The sequence below is a fragment of the Qipengyuania sp. JB2-7 genome (assembly GCF_055693485.1).
This window is the reverse complement of the sequence record NZ_CM146335.1, coordinates 599,879-622,206: the sequence shown is the minus strand read 5'-3', so window position 1 is coordinate 622,206 and position 22,328 is coordinate 599,879. Positions and strand designations below refer to the sequence as shown.

Below are 22,328 nucleotides of genomic sequence, written 5' to 3'. Positions count from 1 at the left end.
CGGGCCGCAGCCTTGCGCGGGTTGCTGTGGGACCTGACCGGTCCAGGGCACGAGGACCAGCGAACAGGCTGTGCGGGATCGTGTCGGAGTGGCGCAGGAGTTGTCTGGGAGTGATCCAGGATCGGTCCGGGAGCGCTCGGCCAGACCGAATTGACTCGGTGTGAAGGCAAGTGCCAGTACGTGCGGGCTGGCTGACAGAGTTGCTCAAGTTAAGTCTCTTATTCAGGCTGCGTCAGAAAGTTCGGCATCAGCCTCATTGGCACTCGATTGGTGACCGCCCATTTCGAGCAGCAAGGTGGCTGCCTCCTCGGCCTTTGCGGCCGCGGTCAGGATCGCGCGCTCGTCCTGTTTAAGGATCTTGAGCCAGGACGCGATATAGCTAGCATGATGATCGAGATGCGAGACGGGCAATCCCAGTTCGGCACCAAGAATGGCGGAGGACAGCTCGGCGATAAGTTCTTCGACGGCATAGGCATCACTGCCGAAGCGGTTCTTGAGGCCTCGATCGAGTCGCGAAGAATGTCCAGTCCAGTGCGATAGCTCATGCGCAAGTGTTGCGTAGTAATGGTCATAGGCTTCGAAGAGTTCGGCCGGCGGCATGGTGACGCGATCACGCAGTGGCTCGTAGTAGGCTTGCGCGCCATGATGGCGTAGCTCTGCGTCGATCTCAGCGAAGAAGGCATCTAGCCGCTCCTCGCGGCCTTCGGGCTCAAGCGCGGCAACCAGTGGCTTGGGATGGTAGAATTCGGGGAGGCCATCGCACTGGTCGGCATTGAAGACTGAATAGGTCTTCAGCACGCGCCGGCTCTCCGTATCCTGCCCACCTTCAGCGTTTTCGACTTCCTTGGTGTAGTTTTTGTAGAAAATCGCGATGGTCGATTTTTCTCCTTTGCGGACTTGGCCGCCGAGTTTCTGGCACTGGCGATATGTCATCCAGTATGGTGAGGCGTAGCCGCAGGCATCAGCAACCATCCAGAGCCAGAAGGTATTCATGCCGCGATACGGCGTCCCGCATGATCGCAGCGGGCGAGAAAGCGGCAAGCCACGCCACGGCTTGACCCAAGGCTTGGTGCCTTGCTCTAGCTTTTCGATAATGGCGGCGGTGATACGCGCAGCTGGAGAAACTGAAGCAGTGCGGCGGGACTTTGTCATCGATGGTCTCCTGATCGCCGGAACGGACGTGTCCGGGTTCAGGATGAACAAAGCGTCCTCCCCTCTAAGACTCACCATCGTAGGCGACCTTCGGACGGAAACGCGAATAAGGCGGCCCATCCCGAGAGGGACGGACCGCCCGCCGAGTCACCTGGACCTGTCAGGAGGGGTCAGGCAGCCTGCTCGGCAATTTCGTTCGCGGTCTCGTCCTCAACCGGGGCCGCAGTTTCATCCTCGACCGGTTCCTCAGGAGAACCGAAGCACATGATCTCGGGCACCCACGCTCCCGCGCGCGTCTTCACATCCGCTTCGCCAATGAAATTGCCGGAGAAGATACGCTCGGCTGCGCTCGCTAGTTCTGCCTTCTTCGAACCTGCATAGCGGCTGACGAGTTCGGGACCGCCTGCAGCGTCGAGCGCTTCAAGCGTGCGCGCCTTGGCCACACGATCGAAGAAGTTCGCCGCCGTCGGCCGCCACCAATGCGCGGTTTCGATCTCGAGCAGCGACCCGAGTATCTCGTGCAGCGGCGCCGAGCGATCGCCTTCGCAGGCAAGGCTCGCGACCAGTGTGCGGGATACGACATGGCCGAGCCAGGCCGAACGTGCTTCATCGCTCAATGCGCGGAAGCGTTCGAACCGTTCGACGTCAGTCTCGCCGGCGCGCCAGCTCTCGTCGAGCGAAGCGGCGAACTCGGCGAGCGCAGCACTTGCGGGGGCATCCTTCGCCTCGAATCCGGCCACCGGCCCCGATGCGACCGAGCCGACGAGCGTCGACGCCTTTTTCGCGCGCCAGTCATGCCCATCAGCATCTGCGAGCGTGAAGACCATGAAATCAAGCGCGAGCGCAGGATCGTTGGCCAGGTGGATCGCCAGGATATCGCGACGCTGCATCGCGAGCTCGTCGAGCAGACGCTGCGAAAGCGCCCCGCTCTTGCGCTTGGTATCAGCACCTGCATCCACCGGTTCGACAGCTCCGTCATCAGTGTCGATGACTTCAGCATCAGTGTAAAACTGCGGCACCATTGCAGGTTCGCCATTCCGTGAGAGCACAAGGAACGCTCCAGCCTCTGACTTTAGCTCGTCGGCAAGCACTGGCGGACGATCGTGCAGATCGCGCATCGCGCGGTCGATCGAGACCAGCTCTTCTTCCGCCTTGGCGATCTCGCTTTCGTCGCTGTCCTCATCCTCGAGGATGGCCGCTGTCCGGTCGTAGTCGGCTTCAAGGTCGCTGAGCTCGCGGGCTTCCTGCTCACTGAGCGGAGCCGGTTCGCATGGAAGCCGATTGAGGCCCTCGACGAGATCGTGGCTTACATAGTTGCCAAGCGTGGGTCGCACCCAGGCAAGTCCGTGTTCTTCAGCGACCCTCTTCGCAGCGTCATCCATCGCTTTCTGGGCAAGGTCTTCGAGCAGCGCGACATCGATCCAGCTTTCGCTGGCTTCGTCGTCGAAGAGTTCGCGTTCGATCCGACCACCTGCTGCGAGGTAGGCCTCGCGCCCGACCAGAACCGCGCGCGGATCGGAGCCACGAACAGTGGCATCGAGCACCATGCGACGGATCGTGTCAGGCGTGACCTGGTGCCAGGCGTCCTGCAGTTCGGCATAGACGTGTGCTTGGCGGTCAATGTCTGAGATCGCTCCATAGGCCTTGGCCATATCGAGCGTGATCGCGCCTTCGGCGAGCGCTTCGAAGACACAAGGTGCGAGGCCCGCCAAGCGCAGACGGCCCTCGACAAAGCGGACTGTGAGACCGAACCGGCGAGCCACGTCTTCGGTGCTAGCTCCCGCCTCGACAATCGCAGCGAAAGCCTGCGCCTCGTCGGCCGGGTTCATTGCGAGGCGCTGGAAGTTCTCGGCAAGGCTCGCTTCGCGCACTTCGCTTTCCTCACCTTCGATGACAAGGCAAGTGACTTCATGGTTCTTGGGAAGCGTGCCTTCCTCGACCAACGCTTGCAATGCAGCGAGGCGGCGCCCGCCAGCTTCGACTTCAAATTTCCCTCGGGTGGCTTTGCGAACTACCAGATTTTGGAGAAGCCCGCGTGCCGCGATATCAGCCCGCAATTGCAAATCGGCAAGAACGTCGGTTGTTTTGCGTACGTTGCGAGGGCTTGAGATTAGTTTCTTGAGAGGAATGGATTGGATCATGAGTAGTCTCCTGTCTTTGTTGCGCCTCACGACAACCGTGCGGCCAAAGACCCAGGAGCTCTCTCTCCTCTAAGTTTTGCTCTTTCGGAGCAGCCACGTCTGCAGTTCATCGTTCCAGTCTTCGCCTCGCGATCTGACCTTGCGGATCAGGATTTTGCGATTGGGTGAAACGTAGGCTTCCAGTCCGCGAGTTGCCGCGAGTTCTCCACCTGCGTCGTGATCGACGAAGAGATGTAGCTCGCTCACGCTCTCGGGGATGGCAACCAGGCCGAAGCGTTCATTGCCCAGCGTTGCCCATGTTGGGATCCCGGTAAGCGCATAGGCCGACATCGCGCTTTCAATGCCTTCGGCGAGACCAAGCCTTCCCTCGGCGGGTGCGAACAGACGGACTGCCGCCTTGCCGAGAGACCCCAGAGCACGTTTCGGCTTGGCAAACGATGCCTGCGTATTGCCGGAATGCGACAGGAAAGTCCGGTGAACGGCAATCGGCCCCTCGTCGAGGCTGACCGAAGCGATCATCGCCGGCAAAAAGCGCGCGCGACCTTTCGGTCCAAGCGGTGTGCGCGGATGAAACCTCAGCGCATGGGAGGTTGCGAGGATGCCGCGCTCTTCGAGATATGCCTTGGCAGGACTTCGCTGCAGCGGTCGGGCATCGCGCCAGATGCGGAGTGCTGCAGCTGATGGCTTGCTGGAATAGCTCGGCTGGAACGGAAATTCGTCAGAAGAACCTGAGAATAGAGCTGAGGTCTCGATCCCTTCACGGGCGAGGGCAGCGAGCACGCTCGCCTGATCACACCCTGCGAAACAATGTAGGAGGATCGCCTTTCGGCCAAGCGTGACACCGAGCGAAGGCGTGCGGTCATCGTGCGCTGGACAACGGGCCATGCCCTTGGTGCCAGACCACTTCCCGCCGCGGCTCTCGCAGAGCTTGCGAGCGGTTTCCTCAAACGACGCGCGAGACTGATGGGAATTCGAAAAGGACATGCGAGCTCCTTAGTTGCTCAATTGCCCCTTCTGTCGCTTCCCTCTCCTCTTGTTGGTGCAACCAATCATATGGTTTCCTACACCCATACGTTCATAATATGTTCTCACGCCAGAATTATCAAGATTGAGAGATTGCGCAGTGAAAAGCTCGAAAATAGCGATCGGGATAGGTACGCTAGGACTGGCAGTCCCAAGCTGCGCCATCGCGCAAGAATTCCAGATTTTCGATCACGTTATGGGGTCGGTTGAAAGCGCGTCAGACCGACGAGCGGACGTTCAATACGATCCTAGAAGTCAGAAATCGCAGATTGAACGAAGCTTCAAAGAGGCGCTCTACGAGCCTCTGATCCGTCAAGCAGAAGCTCGTCACCGCTTGCCGCCAAGGCTCCTCCAAGCGTTAGTCTGGCAAGAATCACGGTTCAATCCGATGGCAATCAGCCCAGCAGGGGCGGCTGGATTAGCCCAGCTCATGCCAGCAACAGCACAGGAGCTCGGGGTTACCAATCGGCATGACCCCGCTCAAAACATCGATGGCGGCGCAAGATATTTGCGGCAGATGCTCGATCAGTTCGGTGCGATCCATCTCGCATTGGCAGCCTACAATGCTGGCCCAGGTGCCGTATCGCGAGCAGGAGGCATTCCGAAAAATCGAGAAACCCCAGGATATGTGAGAAACGTTATCCGGCGATGGATGGCATACGCCAAACAATGAGCGCGATCTTGAAGAAGCTCAAGAGTTAGCTCGCTTTCAGAAATACCAAGTCACCGCCCAACTTGAGGCTATCAAGATAGTCACTCCACCACTGCGACATCTTTACGCGCTCAGACCAGTGCTTACCTCGATGATAAACACCGCGGATCGCATTACTGTCTCCGTGCGCAAGCGCGCGCTCAATCGCGTCTGAGCTCCATTTTCCGCTTTCATTGAGCAGGGTGGATGCGGTCGCCCTCAACCCATGCGCGGTGACCTCCTCCTTGCTAAACCCCATCCTTCTAAAGGCTGCGTTCAAAGCGTTTTCACTCATGGGACGTAGACCGGACCGGGCTGATGGAAACACATAACCTGATTTACCCATCATGGTGCCGAGCTCTTCGAAAAGGCTGATGACCTGCTTTGAGAGCGGAACCGCGTGCGCGCGCCGCGCTTTCATCTTGCCTGCTGGGATCCGCCAGACGCCTTCATCAAGGTCAAACTCCGCCCAATCAGCATGCCTCAGTTCACCAGGACGCACAAAAACATGCGGGGCAATCTTCAACGCAAACTTTGTGAGAGCGTAACCTTCAAAGTCGTCGATAGCTCTCAACAGCCCGCCTAGCTTCTCTGGATCAAGAATGGCGGCGTAGTGCGTCGGCTTTGGCGTGATGAGCGCTCCCTTCAACAGCGAAGTTGGATCAGATTTGCACCGAGTTGTCGCCACCCCATACCGAAATACCCGTCCTGCAAATGATCGACATTTTTTTGCCGTCTCGTGCTTCCCAGTAGCTTCAAGACGCTTCAAAGGCGCGAGCACTTCGAAAGGTTCGATCTCGTGGATCGGCTAGATTTCCGATCGCTGGTGTCAGCTTATCAAGAAAGTAGTTCGCCTTGACGATAGTCGCTTCAGCGCGGCCATTCTGAACCATGATCTGCTCTATGTACTCGCGGGCGACCGCCTCGAAAGTACTCGCCGAAAGAAACTCATCCCTAATCTTCTGTTTGCGCTTCTCCACCGCTGGGTCGCCGCCAGAAGCTATGGTCTGCCTCGCTTCCATTGCTGCTTCTCGCGCATCCTTGAGGCTAACCACAGGGTAGCCGCCGAGCGACACCTTCTTTTGCGCTTTTCCAATTCGATATCGAAACCGCCAATGTTTGCCACCAGCGGGTGTGACCTCGATATATAGGCCACGCTCGTCAGCGACCTTGTAAGGCTTTGCCTTCGGTTTGAGGGCTCGGAGTCTGGTATCCGTCAGAGGCATGTGTGGGCCTTTTCATTTGGGCCTTTTGCAAAAGGCCCACAAAAGGCCCGCAAAAATGTCTGGATCGGTAGAGAACAGGTGGGACGATCCGGAACGATCCAAGGGCCAAACCCCTTGGATTTCTGCGGTTTTTATAGATTATCTGAGAGAACAAGGGAAGAACAAATGGTGCCCAGAAGAGGACTCGAACCTCCACGGGGTTGCCCCCACCGCCACCTGAAGACGGCGCGTCTACCAATTCCGCCATCTGGGCACACCAACCGGCTAAGCAATCATAGCCGCCGGGTAATAGGTTGGCGCGGTTAGCCTTCGCCCTCGGCTAAGTCAACGCCATAAAGGCAGATCTACACGTCACCACAAGATGCTACAGCACGTTCGCTGCCAAGAAGTCTTGCGAGCCAGCACCGCTTCCGGCAAGGGACAGCATCAGTGCTTCCTTTGACGTGAGTATATATGGCTAAGAATAACCCGCTGAACGGCAAACTCGTCGTCCTGATGGGCGGTAGTGGTTTCATTGGCAATTATGCTGCTCAGGCTCTGCTGGAGAGCGGAGCACGGCTGCGCATTGCAAGCCGCAACCCAGAGCGGGCGCATAGGTTGAAGCCTCTTGCCAATCTTGGACAGCTACAACTGGTGCGCTGCAACGTCACAAACCGTGCGAGCGTTGAGCAGGTTATTGAAGGCGCCGACGCAGTCGTCAATCTGGTCGGCACGTTTGATGGCAATCTCGATCAGGTAATGGGCCAGAGCGCAGGCTGGATGGCGGAAGCTGCCACTAAAACAGGCGCGAGCGCTTTCGTCCATGTGAGCGCCATTGCCCGCGATCCAGACGCGCAAAGCGGCTATGCGCAAGCGAAACTGCTCGGCGAAAAAGAGGTTATGGCGGCCTTCCCCAAAGCGACCATCCTGCGCCCGTCAATCGTGTTTGGCGAGGATGACAATTTCCTCAATATGTTTGCCGCGTTGATTTCCATGATCCCGGTGCTGCCCGTTTTCGGGCCCGATGCTGAATTGCAGCCTGTCTACGTAGACGAAGTAGCGGAAGCGATTTGCAAGGCCGCGTCCAGCCCCAGCAAATTTGGTGGCAAGGTGTTTGAGCTTGGTGGGCCGGAAGTCATGACCATGATGGACATCAACGAAGCCATCGCCGAGGGGCAACAGCGAAAGCGGCTGTTCATCCCTGTGCCTGATGCAGCGTCGGCAGCGTTTGCGATGATGCCTCTGACACCAATGTCGAGCGATCAGTGGAGCTTGCTCAAGTCAGGCAATACCGCCGCGGATGACGCGCTCGGCCTGAAGCAACTCGGCATAGACCCGAAACCTTTGGGTTTATTCCTCGACAAGTGGATGGTGCGTTATCGCAAGCACGGACGGTTCGAAAACCGCCTTAGCGCTTAAACTTGGTAGACATCTTCGCGCGCCCAATGTCAGGTGCGAGTGGCAAGGTCCGATTTAGCCCTGCTCGGGCTCTTCGACCGCATCACCCTCAATAAGGTTGAGCGGCTCAACCAGTAATTGCGCGCCGTCATTGCCTGTGATGCGCACTCGTTCTCCGACCGCCATATCGGGTCCGCGCGCGATCCAGTCGCCATCGCCGACATGGATGCGGTAGCTCCCATGCTCAATTGCCTCAGTGACTGTCGCGACCTGACCCACAAGACGCCCGCCACGGTTGTTGAGTAATGGGTCGCTGCTCTCGATAGGCTTGTCGCGCAAAAAACGCTTGGCGGAAAACACCGCGATCAGAGCGAGGAAGACGAAACACACCACCTGTAGAGCAAGCGGCGGAGCGGCGACGAATACAAGCACGCCCGTTGCCAAAGCCGCCAATGCCAGCCAGATCAAGTAGACCCCGGGCACCACCATTTCGAGCGCGGCCAAGGCGAGCCCGGCGACGAACCAGGCCCAATACAATTCGAAGCCGTCAACCCCATCCATCACGTGCTCCTATCAACTATCGCCTGACCGAGGAACGCTTGGCCGGGCCGTACTGGGGCGACGTACACGCTCGCGCGGCTTTTCTCGTGGGATCGCGGTGCCCGCATCAACCGTGCCCTGCACATCGGCAAAGTTTCCTTTTACCAGCTCCCCAATGCCGCCAAGCGATCCGATCAATTGCGTCGCCTCTACCGGGAACAGGATTGTCTTCGCATTGGGGCTGTCCGCAAATTTGCCGACTGCTTTCGTATACTCCTGAGCGATGAAGTAGTTGATCGCTTGGTTACCAGAACCGGCTATCGCATCAGACACCATTTGCGTGGCTTTCGCCTCTGCCTCTGCGCCACGCTCGCGCGCCTCGGCGTCGCGGAACGCTGCTTCGCGCTTTCCCTCCGCTTTAAGAATGGCGGACTGTTTGTCGCCTTCCGCGCGCAAGATGTTGGAAGCGCGGTCACCCTCTGCTTCCAGGATTTCAGCACGCTTCACGCGCTCTGCCTTCATCTGGCGAGCCATCGCTTCTGAAATGTCGACCGGTGGGCGAATGTCCTTAATCTCAACGCGGGTAATCTTGATGCCCCACGGCGAGGTCGCGTGATCCACAACCGACAAAAGGCGCGCGTTGATTTCGTCACGCTTCGACAGAGTCTCGTCCAGATCCATCGAGCCCATAACTGTGCGCAAATTCGTCGTGGTCAGAGCCATAATTGCATTGTGCAGGCCAGACACTTCGTAAGCTGCCTTGGCTGCATCAAGCACTTGAAAGAACACCACCGCATCAACGCCGACCATCGCGTTATCCTTGGTGATGATTTCCTGCCCGGGAATATCCAGCACCTGCTCCATCATATTGATCTTCCGACCAACCCGATCAATGAAAGGCGCGATAATGTGGAGACCTGGTTCAGCGGCCTTGGTAAATTTGCCAAGCCGCTCAATCGTGTACACATACCCTTGGCGGACAGTCCTTACTGTCGTAAAAAGGATCAACACCAACACAAACAGCATCAGTGCCAAAAAGATAAAGACGTCCATGGTATTGCCCTTCGTTCCAACCTGTAGATTGTGACGGTAGCGTGCGGAGCGGTTATCGCAAAGCGAAACCGCCGAAGCTAACTTGGCCTATAATGCTGACTTGTAGAGCGCCAGCTTGTCAGCAAATGCCAGTTCCGCGGCAGCCTCGGCATAGGCTGGGCTGTCCGGAACCGTCCAGCCATGGTCGCCATCATAGACTTTCGTCACCGCAGGGCGACCAGCGGCTTCTGTGGCTTCTTTCAACGCGACTTTGTCGTCTGGCGCGTCGGCATCGTCATCCTTGGCAATCGCGAACAGATAATGTGCCTGTGTCGCCGCGAGCAACTGATGCGGGCTTTCCTCATCATCGCGCACCAGACCGCCGCCATGGAAGCTGGCCGCCGCCTTCACCCGGTCCGGCACTGCATGCGTTGAGTAGACGGTGAACGGCCCACCCATGCAATATCCCTCAGCTCCGATGCCGCGTGCCGTATCAACTGCATCCTGCCCATCGAGCCATTCGACAATCGCTTGCGTGTCGCTTTTAATGGCGAAGGAGGATAGTTTCTCACGAAACTCGCGGGCACGGTCCCATCCACCATCGGCGAAAGTCGCGAAGTCTGGCCAGATCACCCCGCTTTCATCGCGGTAATAGGGATTGACGATCAGCACCGAGTAGCCCGCATTGGCTGTACGCTGCGCCATGTCCAAATGGGATTTGCGGATACCTGCGATATCTGGCCAGTGGATTACAGCCGGAGCCGGGCCTTCAGGCGCCGCAAAAAAACGGGCATCCATCGTTCCATCTTCAGTGGCAAAACTAACGGATTGTCCAGGCAAGCCTGAGATACCCATCGCTGTCTCACCCTCCCCGTCTTGCGCAGCGACAGTCTCCGCCGGTGTGCAGGCGGCGACTGACGCGGCACCTGCCAGCGCGCCAAATTCGCGGCGGCTCAAGGTGTCTTGCGCCCATTTCTCCAGCTTCTTTTCATCACACATCTCGCCATCTCCATTGCGCCTGTACGTTTCGTTGCATGAGTATGGCAAGATGTGGCGAATGGACAAGTGCGCTCTGACAAGGCAACATGTCGATCAGGGAGAGAGTGGGTATGAAAAAAGTCTGTTTGGCAATCTCGATGGCGTTCGCGCTGAGCGCTTGTGACATTGCTACGTTTGACACGGATGAAGGCACGATTGGCCAAGAGCAGTTGGTCAATGCGGGCGCAGACGACGCCAATTGGATTACGCATGGTCGCACCTATTCAGAGCAGAGATATTCGCCACTCAATCAGGTCAACCGCGACAATGTGAACGAGCTGGGCCTTGCTTGGTTTGCCGATATGGACACGGCGCGCGGGCAGGAAGCCACGCCGCTGGTGATCGACGGCAAACTTTACCTCACGACTGCATGGAGCAAAGTGAAGGCGTACGACGCAGCCACCGGTGAACCTCTGTGGGACTATGATCCCGAAGTTCCCGGCGAGACCGGCGTGAAAGCCTGCTGCGACGTGGTCAATCGGGGCCTCGCGACTTGGGGCGATACACTTTATCTCGGCACGCTAGACGGACGCTTGGTCGCGCTGGATCGCGACACGGGATCTGTGAAGTGGGAAAAGGTGACCGTCGATCAGGATCAAGCCTATACCGTTACCGGCGCGCCGCGGATCATCGATGGCAAGGTGATCATCGGCAATGGCGGTGCCGAGTTTGGCGTGCGCGGCTATGTCGCCGCCTATGACGCGGATAACGGCGATGAGCTGTGGCGGTTCTACACCGTTCCGGGCGGCGATGAAGGCGATGATGCGCCCGAATATATGAAAGCCGCCGCGGAAACCTGGAGCGGCGACGTGCTCGGCAGCGAAAGCGGCATTGGCGGCGGTGGCACGGTCTGGGATTCCATGGCCTACGACCCAGACCTAAACCTTCTCTATATCGGCGTGGGCAACGGTAGCCCTTGGAACCGCGCCTATCGCTCCCCCGGCGAAGACGGCACTGGCGAGGGCGACAATCTCTACCTCTCCAGCATTGTCGCGATCCGCCCGGACACCGGCGAATATGTCTGGCATTATCAGACCACGCCGGGCGAGACGTGGGACTACACCGCCACTCAGCACATCATTCTCGCTGACATGGATGTCGAGGGTGAACAGCGTCAGGTGCTGATGCAGGCACCCAAGAACGGCTATTTCTATGTGCTCGACCGCGCGACCGGTGAGCTGATTAGCGCGGAGCCCTATATCCCGCTCAACTGGTCAACCGGAATTGATGAGAATGGTCGTCCCATTGAAAATCCAGAAACGCGGGTGGACAAGACCGGCGAGCCTGCTCTGGTGATGCCTGGCCCTCTTGGTGGCCATAACTGGCACCCCATGGCGTTCCACCCTGATGAAGGTCTGGTCTACATCCCTGCCTTTGAGGCCGCGACAATTTACGCGCCTGAAGCCGATTGGAAACCTGACCGAGCGCGCGGGTTCAATGTCGGATTTGAATTGGACGCTGGTGACTTGCCACCGGACATGGGCATCCGGCGTCAGGTTTACGGCACAGTCAAAGGCAAGCTGCTCGCCTGGGATCCGGTGAAGCAAGAGGCACGCTGGACCGTTGAGCATAATGGCGCGTGGAATGGCGGCCTGCTGGCCACCGGTGGCGGACTGGTGTTTCAGGGCACGCAAGACAGCGAGTTTAACGCCTATGATGCGTCAAGTGGCGACAGGCTGTGGAGCTTTGGCGCACAAACCGGCGTAGTCGCACCTCCAATTACCTATACCGTTGATGGCGAACAATATGTGGCTGTGCTGGCCGGATGGGGCGGCGCGCTCGCCATTACAGCGGACGGCGGCCTGATCGCTAAGGACAAGCCAGTGCGAAACATCTCTCGTCTGCTCGTTTTCAAACTCGGGGCAGATAGCCAATTGCCAGAGGAGCCAGCGCTGGCTGCTCTCCCGCTCGACCCACCACCTAGTCGGGCCAGTGCGGATACAATCGCAGCACGGCGGCAAACACTATGCCCGCTATTGCGCTGTCTGCCATGCGCCCGCAGCTGTCGGGTCGACCGTCTTGCCAGACCTGCGCCGCAGCGGAACTCTATCGAACCGGAATGCTTGGATGAGCATCGTTCACGATGGCGCTTTGAAAGATAGCGGTATGGTTGGCTTTGAGGGGTCATTGACCCGCGATCAGATCGATGCAGTGCGCGAATATGTGATCTTCCGCGCTAATCAGGATAAGGTCATCGAGCCCGCAGCGGAGCCGGAGCAAGTCGCCCAACGATGAGCGACACTGTCGAAGGCGCAGCAATTCGTAACTGGCAACGCCGCCCGGATGGGATCACAACGTCGGGCAAGCTTATCGAGATAGATCTGGACGCGTTGATGAAAATCGGCGTCAAGCATGTGATCAATCTGGCGCTGGATGAGCATCCGGAGGCGCTTACCAACGAAGGCGCTTTGCTGTCTGAACGGGATATTGCCTACACTCATATCCCGGTGCCCTTCGACGCGCCTACTCACGATCATGTGAGCGCGCTGGAATCTGCGCTGACCAATTCAGACGGGCCGACGCATGTTCATTGCATCATGAACTATCGCGTCACCGCGTTTTTCTATCTTATCGACCAGAAAAGCGGCATGGATGAGCGGGAAGCACGCGCATTGATGGCCAAGGTTTGGGATCCGCTTGAGAGTGATGACCCGCGGATCGAACCATGGAAAGCACTGCTCACTTCATAGTCATTTGCGCGCTTTGGCCGTCATCGACTTTGATCACAGCGCCGGTCACGCATTCGCTAGCCGGTCCGACCAGATAGAGCAGGCTCGAATCGAGCTGCGCGGGCACAGGGATGCGCTTGCGAGCTACACGATCGCTCGGGTCGCCGATCCGCGCAAACATTCCGTCAGTCATTTCGGTCACAAACATGCCGGGTGCGATCGCATTGACGTTGATATTGGCATAGGCCCACTCGACGCTGAGCGCCTCTGTCATGCGCGCGATTGCCGTCTTGGTGACTGCATAAAGAGCTGCACCACCACCATCATAGCGATAATGCGCGGTTGAACTGATATTCACGATCCGGTCGGGTTTCTCCGCCGCGATCAGCCTACGCGCAACCTCACACGAGAGTATCCAGGGTGCCCGCAAGTTCACGCCAATGACTTGATCAATCAGGTCAATCGGCATTTTGTGCGCCCGCTGAGCATCAGGAACACCCGCATTGTTGACGAGTATATCGACCGTTCCAAACGCTTGCTCGGTCGCTTCGACAGCTGCAACAAGCGCATCAGAATCGGTCGCATCCATGGCCACAGGAATGGCTTTGCCGCCAGCCGCCTCAATCTCTTCAGCAAGCTTCTGAAGTCGGTCAATCCGCCGCGCCGCGAGGCCAACCGCAGCACCTTTGGCTGCCAGAACACGGGCAAAGCGCTCTCCAAATCCAGATGATGCGCCCGTCACCAGCGCGACCCGTACCGGTTAGATCGCTGGAATCATTCGGCAGATCATAATGATGCATGGCTCAGCCTCCAATATTAGCCCCTGAACACCACAGTTCGCTGTCCATTGAGGAGAATACGCTCTTCGATATGCAATCGCACGGCCTCAGCTAGTACGCGGCTTTCAATATCGCGACCTTTCCGCACAAGAACATCGGGGTCATCAGCATGAGTGATTGCCTCTGCGTCCTGATGGATGATCGGCCCCTCATCTAGGTCGGTCGTGACATAGTGCGCAGTCGCACCAATCATTTTTACGCCGCGGGCATGCGCCTGATGATAGGGTTTTGCCCCTTTGAAGCCGGGCAGAAAGCTGTGATGAATATTGATGCAACGGCCCGCAAAATGACGCGCCTGCTCGTCCGATAGAATCTGCATGTAGCGGGCCAGAATAACCAACTCTGCGTCCGTTTCCTCCGCAATCGCGCGAACTTGTGCCTCTTGCTTTGCCTTGGTGTCCTTATTGACCGGCAAATGATGGAACGGCACATCGCCAATATCGGTATGGCTGATCGCTTCGCGCGGGTGATTTGAAATGATCGCCACCGGATCAATCGCCAGTTCGCCAATCCGCCAGCGATACAGCAGGCTGGCAAGGCAATGATCAAACTTGCTGACCATCAGGATTGCCCGGCGCGGGCGATCCCGAAGCGTGAGCTTCCATTCCATTGCATATTCGGCGGCCATACTGGCAAAATCGCTGCGCAGCTGTTCACGCGTCACGCCCGCAGGATCAAAGGCGACGCGCATAAAGAACGCATTGCTCGTCCGGTCATTGAATTGCTGCGCCTCCAGCACGTTGCCGCCGCGTTCGAACAAAAAGTTCGTCACGCGCGCAGTGATGCCCGGTTTATCAGCGCAGGACAGTGTGAGAATAAGCGGTTGCGTCATGCGACAACCGGATACGGTGCAGGCGCAGCACTCGCAAGCCTAGCAATAATGCGGCCCGCTAAAGCCAGCCTGCTTCCTTCAAAACACCGATATGGGCGCGACTAACCGGGGCCTCAAGACCGCCACGTTTCACGCGTGTGGCGGCGCCCCGCGCCTCCCGACGATTTAGGCGCGATACCTGATCGCCACACGGCCAGCTGCTTCGCTCGCGAGGTGGCGAGACTCTTCAATCGAACCGGCGCTCGCAAGCGCGACACCCATCCGGCGATAGGGCCGTGTGGTAGGCTTACCAAAGATACGCACGTCGATCGCGCCGCCCTCGACCGCCAAGGCATCGCTTATGCCATCAAAGCGGAAATTCTCGCTATCCCGATCTGCCAAGATCACTGCAGATGCGGATGGCCGCGCGCGAATAAATGAAGGGATGGGCAGCTCCATTATCGCGCGTGCGTGCAAATCAAACTCCGTGAGGTTCTGGCCGATAGAGGTGACCATTCCGGTGTCATGCGGGCGTGGGGACAATTCAGAGAAGATAACTTCTTCCCCCTTCACGAAGAATTCGACCCCGAACAGGCCCCAGCCTTTGCCACCTTGAGCGAGGTTGTCGACCACCTTAGCGGCCATGTCCTGAGCTGTCGCAATCGCGGCATCAGACATCGGCGCGGGCTGCCAGCTTTCCTGATAGTCCCCCCGCTCTTGTCGATGGCCTATAGGTGGGCAAAACGTAATACCACCCGCGTGCCGTACAGTGAGAAGGGTGATCTCATAGTCGAAGTCGATAAACTCTTCGACAATCACCCGCTGTCGATCACCGCGCATATTGGCCACAGCATAATCCCACGCGGTCTCCAGCTCATCACGAACACGAACCGTGGTTTGTCCTTTGCCGCTGGATGACATTACCGGCTTGATCACGCAGGGAAAACCGGTGTGCTCCGCCGCCGCGGTCACCTCTTCGAGGTTCTTGGCATAACGGTATTTCGACGTGGTAAGGCCAAGCTCCCGCGCAGCCAAATCCCGAATACCGTCGCGGTTCATGGTCATCTGCGCCGCCCGCGCAGAGGGAACCACGTTGAAGCCTTCGTTCTCCAGATCGGCCAATACTTCAGTACGGATCGCCTCTACCTCTGGCACGATCAGATCAGGTTTATGTTCTTCGACAATCGCCCGCAGCCGCTCTCCGTCCAGCATGGAGAACACCTCACATGCATCCGCCACCTGCATCGCTGGCGCACCTTCATACGCATCGCATGCGATCACGTAAGCACCCAACCGCTTGGCCGAGATGACAAATTCGCGGCCCAACTCTCCCGAACCAAGCAACAGGATTTTGGCGGTGTAACTCATTGGCTCGTTCAGGCGACCTCGTCTTCCGCATCAAGCCCGTAGGCGGTGTGCAACACCCTCACCGCAAGCTCGGTCTCATCCTCGTCAATCAGCACGCTGACTTTAATCTCCGACGTGGTGATCGCCTGAATGTTGATCCCGCGATCAGCCAACGCACTGAACATTGTGCTAGCGACGCCCGCATGGCTTTTCATGCCCACACCGACAACGCTGATTTTGGCGACTTTGCTGTCAGTAATTATGCGGTTGAAGCCGATGTCGTCATGCTTGTCATCCAGCATCACTTGCGCGCGCGCCAGATCGGCTAGCGGCACGGTAAAGGTCACATCGGTTTCACCTTTATCGCGGCCAACGTTCTGAATGATCATGTCGACATTGATGCCTGCGGCAGCGAGCGGTTCAAAGATATGCGCAACCGAACCGGGCGTATCAGGCACGCGGGTCAGCGTGACTTTCGCCTCATTCTTGTCATGCGCAATTCCGGTGACGTGCTGGCGTTCCATTTCGCCCTTCTCCACTAACTCGTTCATTTCTTCTTCGGATACGATCATTGTGCCCGGGTGATCATCTGCCGGTGTCGCATTGTCATCGACAAAGCTCGACAGCACCTGAATTCGCACACCCGCCTTCATCGCCAGACCCACTGAGCGGGTCTGCAAGACCTTGGCCCCGACGCTCGCTAGCTCCAGCATCTCTTCATAGGTAACAGCTTTCAGCTTGCGCGCCTTCGCGACAATGCGCGGGTCGGTGGTGTAGACCCCATCAACATCGGTGTAGATATCGCAGCGATCTGCCTTGACCGCGGCGGCTATAGCCACGGCGGATGTATCTGACCCGCCCCGCCCCATGGTCGTGATACGTCCTTGGTCGGAAACGCCCTGAAAACCCGGGATCACGGCGATGTCGCCATCCTTCATGGATGCAGCAAGGGTATCGCTCTCAATTGTCGACACCCGCGCTTTTGCATGTGCTTCAATTGTATTGATCGGCAGCTGCCAACCCAGCCAGCTGCGTGCCTTGCTGCCGAGCGATTGCAGGGTCAGCGCGAGCAATCCGCTGGTGACTTGCTCGCCCGATGACACCACAACGTCATATTCCGCCGGGTCATAAAGCGCATTGGCCTCGCGGCAAAAATTGACGAGACGATCAGTCTCGCCCGCCATCGCGCTGACCACCACGGCGACTTCATTGCCCCCGGCGGCCTGTTTGCGGACGATATTGGCGACACGGCGAATGCGTTCAGTCCCCGCCATCGAGGTCCCGCCAAATTTCATCACAATTCGTTTGTTCGCGCTCGGCGCATCTTGCTGCAAGGGATTTGGGCCTTTTGCTAGTCAGAACAGGACGGCGGTGTTACGAGCGCCCTATGAGCGATGCAACCAGCGCAGACAAAATGAAATCTTCGCGGGCTTCAAATGCGGGCAGTGCTGCGGTGGCGACAATCCGGCCCGAAGAAGCCGCGCATTTTGGTGCCTTGGCCAAGGAATGGTGGGATCCGAAGGGCTCAAGCGCGATGCTGCACCGGCTTAATCCAGTGCGAATGGCTTTTGTCCGTGACGCGGTCGATGTGCATTGGGGCGGCGATGTTGACCTGCGCGCACCGCTGGCGGACAAGAGCGCGCTGGATGTCGGTTGCGGCGCGGGGTTGCTGTGCGAGCCATTGGCGCGGCTAGGCGCAGAGGTGACGGGCGTGGATGCAGCGCCAGAAAACGTTCAGGCTGCGGCGGCCCATGCGGAAAGTGCGCGGCTCGATATCCGTTATATAGCTGGCGATGTGGCGGGACTGAATCTGGGTCAGTTTGACCTCGTTACCAGCATGGAAGTCATCGAACACGTCGCAGAAAAGGGGGCGTTTGTGCGTGCGCTCGCAAACCGACTTGCTCCAGATGGCCTGATGATCCTCTCAACGCCAAACCGAACGATGCAGTCGCGCGTCTTGTTAGTCGAGGGCGCCGAGCTGGTCGGCATGATCCCGCGCGGAACGCATCACTGGGATGATTTTGTGACGCCCGACGAACTCCGCGATATCCTCACCGACGCAAACCTGATCATGGGCGAGCCGCAGGGCATTGCGTTCTCACCGACAAAAGGCCTCCACCTGTCAGACGATATGGCGCTGAACTATATCGTCACCGTGACACATGCTTAGCGTTTAGGGCGCGTAGTCGCCACTCTCCCGCAGCATAACCGCCGCGCCAGGATGGTCGGTAAAGATTCCGTCCACGCCCGCCTTGACCAGCAGCCCCATCAGCGGTGGCAAACCCCCTAGACCGCGCGGATTGTCATTCGTCGCTAGCGCAGACGGCATAAACGCATTTTCGCGTCGCAAGGTCCAGACATGCACTTTCAGACCGGCCTCATTAGCGTCGCTTACCAAGGAAGTCGGGGTCCCGTCGGCATTCAAGACCGCGCTGATGTTCGGCCCGATACCATCAGAATATTGCGCAATCTCATCAAGGCCGCTGGGGCTTATCATGTCCGCATAACGCATGGCGGGCTCATCGGCTGGTCCGCCACGCGGGTGGATCAATTGCACAAGCTTGTAATCGCTGCGCTGGTTCAAACGGCGCAACGCGCCCACTTCAAAACACTGGATGTAGATCGGGTCATCCGCTGAAACGCCCAGCTCGCGCAGCTCGCTTTAGTAGCAGATCGACCATATCGATCCCGGCATCCTGCAACAGGAAGTTGGGATGCTTCAGCTCGGGATAGAGGCCGATTTTGCGACCAGTTTCCTGCTCCTTGGCGCGGACCAGCTTCACCACCTCGGCAAAAGTCGGCACTTGATACAGCCCATCATAGCGGGCGTTCTCAGGGCGCAAATTCGGGATGCGTTCCTTGGCCCGCAAGGTACGTAATTCGGCAAGCGTGAAGTCCTCCGCAAACCATCCCGCGACCAGTTGCCCATCAATTGTCTTGTCGCGGCGGCGATCTTCAAATTCTTCGCGGCTCGCGACATCGGTCGTTTCAGAAAGCTCGTTTTCGTGACGCGAAACAAGCACCAGATCCTTCGTCACCACCAAATCCGGCTCTATATAGTCGGCACCCTGCTCAATCGCCAGCTCATAAGCCGCCAGAGTGTGCTCTGGTCGGTCACCACTCGCCCCACGATGCGCAATGATCAATGGTTCTGCTGCTATGGCAGCGGAAGTTCCAGCGACAGAGCTTAGCGTCATCAACACGATCACAACAAGGCAGCGGACCATTCATCTTCCTTAAAGCCAACCAATGTCCCAGAGCCATACTCAGCCACGGGCCGCTTGATCATGGACGGGTGCTCTTTCAGCAATGTGACAGCCTTGGCTGCGTCAATATCCGATTTGTCTGCATCGCTCAGCTTGCGAAAGGTCGTGCCCCGGCGATTGAGCACAATATCGACGCCATGTGCATCAATCCATTCGGCTAGGTTACCCGCATCTGCGCCTTCTTTCTTGTAGTCATGAAAGGCGTAGTCGAGATCATTCGCATCCAGCCATTTACGTGCCTTCTTCACGGTGTCGCAATTAGGGATGCCATAGAGTTGGATTGTCATATGCTGGTTCCTATTGGATGGAACACATGGAACACGGTCCTGATAGACAAAACCCAATCACCGCAAAGCGATGTGGGTAAAGCCGTAAAATATGAGAATTTCGGTGCCATGAATGATGTTCTAGCTCGCGCCCGGCCTGTAGGACAGATGCGCGTCCGCGATGGCAACCGCCAGTGCATCGGCGGCATCTGCACCCGAAATCTGCGCAGTTGGCAGCAGCACCTTAAGCATCGCCTGAACCTGGTTTTTATCCGCGCCGCCAGTGCCAACGACTGACTTCTTCACCAGTCTCGCTGAGTGCTCATGTACCGTCAGGTTTCGCTGGCCACATGCCGCAAGCACCGCTCCGCGCGCCTGAGCCAGCTTCAAGGTGCTCTGCGGGTTCTTGTTGACGAAAACCTCTTCACACGCCGCACGGTCGGGCAGATAGGCACCTATCACCGCCGCTATCGCGTCATGGAGGTGGTGCAATCGTTGCGGCATCTCTGCCTTCGCGTCCGTTTTGATCTGGCCATTGGCAATATGAATGAGACGCGAACCCTCCGCGCGGATAACGCCCCAGCCGGTGCAGCTGAGCGAAGGGTCAAGACCAAGAATAAGCACCCGATCAGGCGTCTAACTTCGCCATGACCTCATCAGAGATTTCATAATTGCCCCAGACGGTTTGAACATCGTCATCATCGTCAAGTGTATCGATCAGCTTGAGCAAGGTGCCCGCGCCTTTCTCGTCCAGTTCAACTGTCAGGTTCGGCTTCCAGGCAAGCTTCACTTCCTTCGCCTCGCCCAGCGACTTCTCCAATGCAGAGGCTACCTCATGCAGATCCTCTGCCGCCGTCCAGATTTCGTGGCTATCATCGCTTGACTGGATATCCTCCGCGCCCGCTTCCATGGCCGCTTCCAGAATCTTTTCCTCATCACCAGCGTCCGCGCCATATTCGATATAGCCCAACCGCTCAAACCCATGCGCGACCGAGCCTTCTGTACCAAGATTTCCGCCATTTTTACTGAACGCGGTGCGCACCGCCGTGGCGGTACGGTTCCGGTTATCCGTCAAAGTTTCGACGATGATGGCGCTACCGCCAGGGCCGTAACCTTCATAACGGACCTCTTCGTAACTCTCGTCATCGCCCGCAGTCGCCTTATCAATCGCCCGCTGGATATTATCCTTGGGCATCGACTGCGATTTGGCCGTGTTGACCGCCAGCCGCAGGCGCGGGTTCATGTCAGGATCGGGCGCACCCATTTTCGCAGCGACGGTAATTTCGCGGCTAAGCTTGGAAAACAGATTGGAACGTTTTTTGTCCTGCGCACCCTTGCGGTGCATGATGTTCTTAAATTTGGAATGGCCTGCCATGGTTTCACTTGTTTGTTAGAATAGACATCCTCTAGGCCTTACCCTCATGGGAAACGGGGAAGCAAGGGCTGTAGTCATAACCAGCACGGCCAAGCAGGTTTTTAGCGACCTCTGGGCATTCGTTACCGATCCGCAGCCGTCCTCACACCGGCTCAGCTGGGGCAAACCAATGCTGGTGGTGATCGGCCTACTGTTGATTCTTGATCTTGCGATTTCCTGTGGCGCCTATGGGATCGAGCAAGCAGTTGCATCAGCCGGCTATGACTTTCCGAACTACAGTGATGAGGACTGGTCTATTGGCGAAGAAATCTTCTTCGCCATCGTGCTCGCTCCAATCTTTGAAGAGATACTCTTCCGGGGGTTGGCTCAGCGGTCGCAGTGCCGCTCTTTGGTCCGCCGCAATAGCGTGGATCGGCCTGATCATCCTCCTCGTCGCATCAGCAATTTTTGACGATGAGGCGCTGGTTGGAGCTACAGCCACCGCTTTCGTACTCTGGTTTGCGGCAGGTGTCTGGTGGCTCGTAAGGCGCAACCAAGACACAGCTATTCCTGCATGGTTCAAAGCAAATTATCATTGCTGTATTTGGGGCAGCTCGATCGCGTTCGGCCTTGTGCATCTGGCAAACTTTGATGCGTTTACAGGACCTCTCGATCTGATCCTTGTGCTGTCTCAAACCCTTGGTGGCCTAGTTTTGTGTTATACCCGAACGCGACTTGGCTTGCGTGCCGCCACGCTGCAGCACGCGGCGTTTAATGCCGTCATCACGGTTATCGGTTGGATCTAGACTTTAACTGCCGTGCCACTGGCGAGACACCATCAACATCGAGCCGGTGTCGCCGATCACTTCATAGTCCAGGTCGATACCGACAACCGCATTGCAGCCACGCTGTGCAGCTTCGGCCTGCAATTCCTCAATCGCCTGATTGCGGGCGTCAGAAAGAATGCGCTCATAGCTGCCTGAACGGCCACCCACAATGTCGCGTATATTGGCGAACAGATCGCGGAACAGGTTCGCGCCGACGATCACCTCTCCGGTGACGATGCCCGCATATTCCTGAATAGGATGCCCTTCAATCGTCGGGGTGGTTGTTACGATAATCCCGCGCGCGTCTTTCCATGGGTTGGCCATGCCGATTTCTCCTTACAACCTTACTATGCCGTATTATTGGCATAATACAGTGGATTTATCAAGGAAAAGCGTCCAGATCAGCCCATGCCGAGCGCAGCCTTATAGGTTTCAAGAATAGTCTCTTGCTCGCTGCGATCATCTGGCTTCATTTTGCGCAACCGCACGATCTGGCGCATGATCTTGGTGTCATAACCCACCGCCTTCGCCTCGGCATAAACATCGCGAATATCATCCGCGATACCCTTCTTTTCTTCTTCAAGGCGTTCAATGCGCTCAATCAAAAGACGCAGGCGGTCATCAGTGGCTTCAGCCATGTGGTGTTAGCTCCAGTTGTGAGAGAATCAGTTAGGCACGCGATAGCCAACCCGGAATGGAGGGTGAAGGTGGTGCGTGATCAATCCACGC

The 22,328-nt window shown here is 57.6% G+C and carries 21 protein-coding genes, 1 tRNA gene and 3 pseudogenes; 6 read left to right on the top strand and 19 right to left on the bottom strand.

Features of this window, described 5'->3' with window-relative positions; translation table 11 throughout:
• Positions 1-222: 222 nt before the first annotated feature.
• The 3 genes from ACZ1GM_RS03055 to ACZ1GM_RS03045 form a co-directional block, all read right to left on the bottom strand.
• Positions 223-1,152, bottom strand: coding sequence for an ArdC family protein (locus tag ACZ1GM_RS03055; protein WP_298336020.1), 930 nt, complete (start codon positions 1,150-1,152; stop codon positions 223-225).
• A 170-nt stretch (positions 1,153-1,322) separates the two neighbouring features.
• Positions 1,323-3,293, bottom strand: a complete 1,971-nt coding sequence (locus ACZ1GM_RS03050) for a ParB/RepB/Spo0J family partition protein (RefSeq protein ID WP_472677706.1) — start codon at positions 3,291-3,293, stop codon at positions 1,323-1,325.
• A gap of 69 nt (positions 3,294-3,362) precedes the next feature.
• Positions 3,363-4,178 (bottom strand): DUF7146 domain-containing protein, encoded by an 816-nt coding sequence (locus ACZ1GM_RS03045; protein WP_472677705.1) that lies wholly within the window; start codon positions 4,176-4,178, stop codon positions 3,363-3,365.
• A gap of 238 nt (positions 4,179-4,416) precedes the next feature.
• On the opposite strand from ACZ1GM_RS03045, the gene ACZ1GM_RS03040 reads away from it, so the two are divergent.
• Positions 4,417-4,989, top strand: coding sequence for a lytic transglycosylase domain-containing protein (locus ACZ1GM_RS03040; protein ID WP_472677704.1), 573 nt, complete (start codon positions 4,417-4,419; stop codon positions 4,987-4,989).
• Between the two features lie 25 nt (positions 4,990-5,014).
• On the opposite strand, the pseudogene ACZ1GM_RS03035 reads toward ACZ1GM_RS03040, so the two are convergent.
• Positions 5,015-6,233, bottom strand: a pseudogene (locus ACZ1GM_RS03035) (tyrosine-type recombinase/integrase).
• Positions 6,234-6,399: 166 nt separating this feature from the next.
• Positions 6,400-6,486 (bottom strand) — tRNA-Leu (locus tag ACZ1GM_RS03030).
• A 200-nt stretch (positions 6,487-6,686) separates the two neighbouring features.
• On the opposite strand from ACZ1GM_RS03030, the gene ACZ1GM_RS03025 reads away from it, so the two are divergent.
• Positions 6,687-7,631 (top strand): complex I NDUFA9 subunit family protein, encoded by a 945-nt coding sequence (locus ACZ1GM_RS03025; protein WP_472677703.1) that lies wholly within the window; start codon positions 6,687-6,689, stop codon positions 7,629-7,631.
• A gap of 54 nt (positions 7,632-7,685) precedes the next feature.
• On the opposite strand, the gene ACZ1GM_RS03020 is transcribed toward ACZ1GM_RS03025, so the two are convergent.
• The 3 genes from ACZ1GM_RS03020 to ACZ1GM_RS03010 form a co-directional block, all read right to left on the bottom strand.
• Positions 7,686-8,171 carry an NfeD family protein gene (locus tag ACZ1GM_RS03020; protein ID WP_472677702.1) on the bottom strand — a complete coding sequence of 162 codons (486 nt, stop codon included), beginning with the start codon at positions 8,169-8,171 and terminating at the stop codon, positions 7,686-7,688.
• Between the two features lie 12 nt (positions 8,172-8,183).
• On the bottom strand, positions 8,184-9,176 hold the full coding sequence (locus tag ACZ1GM_RS03015) for an SPFH domain-containing protein (protein ID WP_472678615.1): 993 nt from the start codon (positions 9,174-9,176) through the stop codon (positions 8,184-8,186).
• A gap of 114 nt (positions 9,177-9,290) precedes the next feature.
• Positions 9,291-10,181 (bottom strand): dienelactone hydrolase family protein, encoded by an 891-nt coding sequence (locus ACZ1GM_RS03010; RefSeq protein WP_472677701.1) that lies wholly within the window; start codon positions 10,179-10,181, stop codon positions 9,291-9,293.
• A 110-nt stretch (positions 10,182-10,291) separates the two neighbouring features.
• Between ACZ1GM_RS03010 and ACZ1GM_RS03005 the strand changes: the two are divergent.
• A pseudogene (locus ACZ1GM_RS03005) lies at positions 10,292-12,455 on the top strand (PQQ-dependent dehydrogenase, methanol/ethanol family).
• Positions 12,452-12,910, top strand: a complete 459-nt coding sequence (locus ACZ1GM_RS03000; RefSeq protein WP_472677700.1) for a protein tyrosine phosphatase family protein — start codon at positions 12,452-12,454, stop codon at positions 12,908-12,910. Before ACZ1GM_RS03005 ends, ACZ1GM_RS03000 begins: the two are co-directional and overlap by 4 nt.
• On the opposite strand, the gene ACZ1GM_RS02995 is transcribed toward ACZ1GM_RS03000, so the two are convergent.
• The 4 genes from ACZ1GM_RS02995 to ACZ1GM_RS02980 all read right to left on the bottom strand — a co-directional run bounded on the left by ACZ1GM_RS02995 (position 12,900) and on the right by ACZ1GM_RS02980 (position 17,181).
• Positions 12,900-13,631 (bottom strand): SDR family NAD(P)-dependent oxidoreductase, encoded by a 732-nt coding sequence (locus ACZ1GM_RS02995; RefSeq protein WP_472677699.1) that lies wholly within the window; start codon positions 13,629-13,631, stop codon positions 12,900-12,902. The genes ACZ1GM_RS03000 and ACZ1GM_RS02995 overlap by 11 nt on opposite strands.
• A gap of 74 nt (positions 13,632-13,705) precedes the next feature.
• The gene (gene purU / locus ACZ1GM_RS02990) at positions 13,706-14,560 is read right to left on the bottom strand and encodes a formyltetrahydrofolate deformylase (RefSeq protein WP_472677698.1); all 855 of its coding nucleotides are present in this window, start codon (positions 14,558-14,560) and stop codon (positions 13,706-13,708) included.
• A gap of 165 nt (positions 14,561-14,725) precedes the next feature.
• The gene (gene purT, locus ACZ1GM_RS02985) at positions 14,726-15,907 is read right to left on the bottom strand and encodes a formate-dependent phosphoribosylglycinamide formyltransferase (RefSeq protein ID WP_472677697.1); all 1,182 of its coding nucleotides are present in this window, start codon (positions 15,905-15,907) and stop codon (positions 14,726-14,728) included.
• An 8-nt stretch (positions 15,908-15,915) separates the two neighbouring features.
• Positions 15,916-17,181 carry an aspartate kinase gene (locus ACZ1GM_RS02980; protein WP_472677696.1) on the bottom strand — a complete coding sequence of 422 codons (1,266 nt, stop codon included), beginning with the start codon at positions 17,179-17,181 and terminating at the stop codon, positions 15,916-15,918.
• A gap of 92 nt (positions 17,182-17,273) precedes the next feature.
• On the opposite strand from ACZ1GM_RS02980, the gene ubiG reads away from it, so the two are divergent.
• Positions 17,274-18,056 (top strand): bifunctional 2-polyprenyl-6-hydroxyphenol methylase/3-demethylubiquinol 3-O-methyltransferase UbiG, encoded by a 783-nt coding sequence (gene ubiG, locus ACZ1GM_RS02975; RefSeq protein WP_472677695.1) that lies wholly within the window; start codon positions 17,274-17,276, stop codon positions 18,054-18,056.
• A gap of 3 nt (positions 18,057-18,059) precedes the next feature.
• On the opposite strand, the gene ACZ1GM_RS02970 is transcribed toward ubiG, so the two are convergent.
• The 5 genes from ACZ1GM_RS02970 to ACZ1GM_RS02950 all read right to left on the bottom strand — a co-directional run bounded on the left by ACZ1GM_RS02970 (position 18,060) and on the right by ACZ1GM_RS02950 (position 20,793).
• Positions 18,060-18,479 carry a glycerophosphodiester phosphodiesterase family protein gene (locus ACZ1GM_RS02970; RefSeq protein WP_472677694.1) on the bottom strand — a complete coding sequence of 140 codons (420 nt, stop codon included), beginning with the start codon at positions 18,477-18,479 and terminating at the stop codon, positions 18,060-18,062.
• A 34-nt stretch (positions 18,480-18,513) separates the two neighbouring features.
• On the bottom strand, positions 18,514-19,113 hold the full coding sequence (locus ACZ1GM_RS02965; RefSeq protein WP_472677693.1) for a glycerophosphodiester phosphodiesterase family protein: 600 nt from the start codon (positions 19,111-19,113) through the stop codon (positions 18,514-18,516).
• Positions 19,092-19,439: an arsenate reductase gene (locus ACZ1GM_RS02960; protein ID WP_472677692.1), complete on the bottom strand. Its 348-nt coding sequence runs from the start codon at positions 19,437-19,439 to the stop codon at positions 19,092-19,094. Before ACZ1GM_RS02960 ends, ACZ1GM_RS02965 begins: the two co-directional genes overlap by 22 nt.
• A 120-nt stretch (positions 19,440-19,559) precedes the next feature.
• Positions 19,560-20,042 (bottom strand): crossover junction endodeoxyribonuclease RuvC, encoded by a 483-nt coding sequence (ruvC, locus tag ACZ1GM_RS02955; RefSeq protein WP_472677691.1) that lies wholly within the window; start codon positions 20,040-20,042, stop codon positions 19,560-19,562.
• Positions 20,043-20,046: 4 nt separating this feature from the next.
• Entirely contained in the window at positions 20,047-20,793 is a 747-nt protein-coding gene (locus tag ACZ1GM_RS02950; RefSeq protein ID WP_472677690.1) for a YebC/PmpR family DNA-binding transcriptional regulator, read from the bottom strand.
• Between the two features lie 169 nt (positions 20,794-20,962).
• Here ACZ1GM_RS02950 and ACZ1GM_RS02945 point away from each other — a divergent pair, with 169 nt between their 5' ends.
• The gene (locus ACZ1GM_RS02945; RefSeq protein WP_472677689.1) at positions 20,963-21,244 is read left to right on the top strand and encodes a hypothetical protein; all 282 of its coding nucleotides are present in this window, start codon (positions 20,963-20,965) and stop codon (positions 21,242-21,244) included.
• A 330-nt stretch (positions 21,245-21,574) separates the two neighbouring features.
• Here the strand turns inward: ACZ1GM_RS02945 and ACZ1GM_RS02940 are convergent.
• Together ACZ1GM_RS02940 and ACZ1GM_RS02935 are read right to left on the bottom strand one after the other, a co-directional pair.
• A pseudogene (locus tag ACZ1GM_RS02940) lies at positions 21,575-21,893 on the bottom strand (heavy metal-binding domain-containing protein).
• A gap of 107 nt (positions 21,894-22,000) precedes the next feature.
• Positions 22,001-22,237, bottom strand: a complete 237-nt coding sequence (locus ACZ1GM_RS02935; protein ID WP_152433016.1) for a DUF2312 domain-containing protein — start codon at positions 22,235-22,237, stop codon at positions 22,001-22,003.
• Positions 22,238-22,328 lie beyond the last annotated feature (91 nt).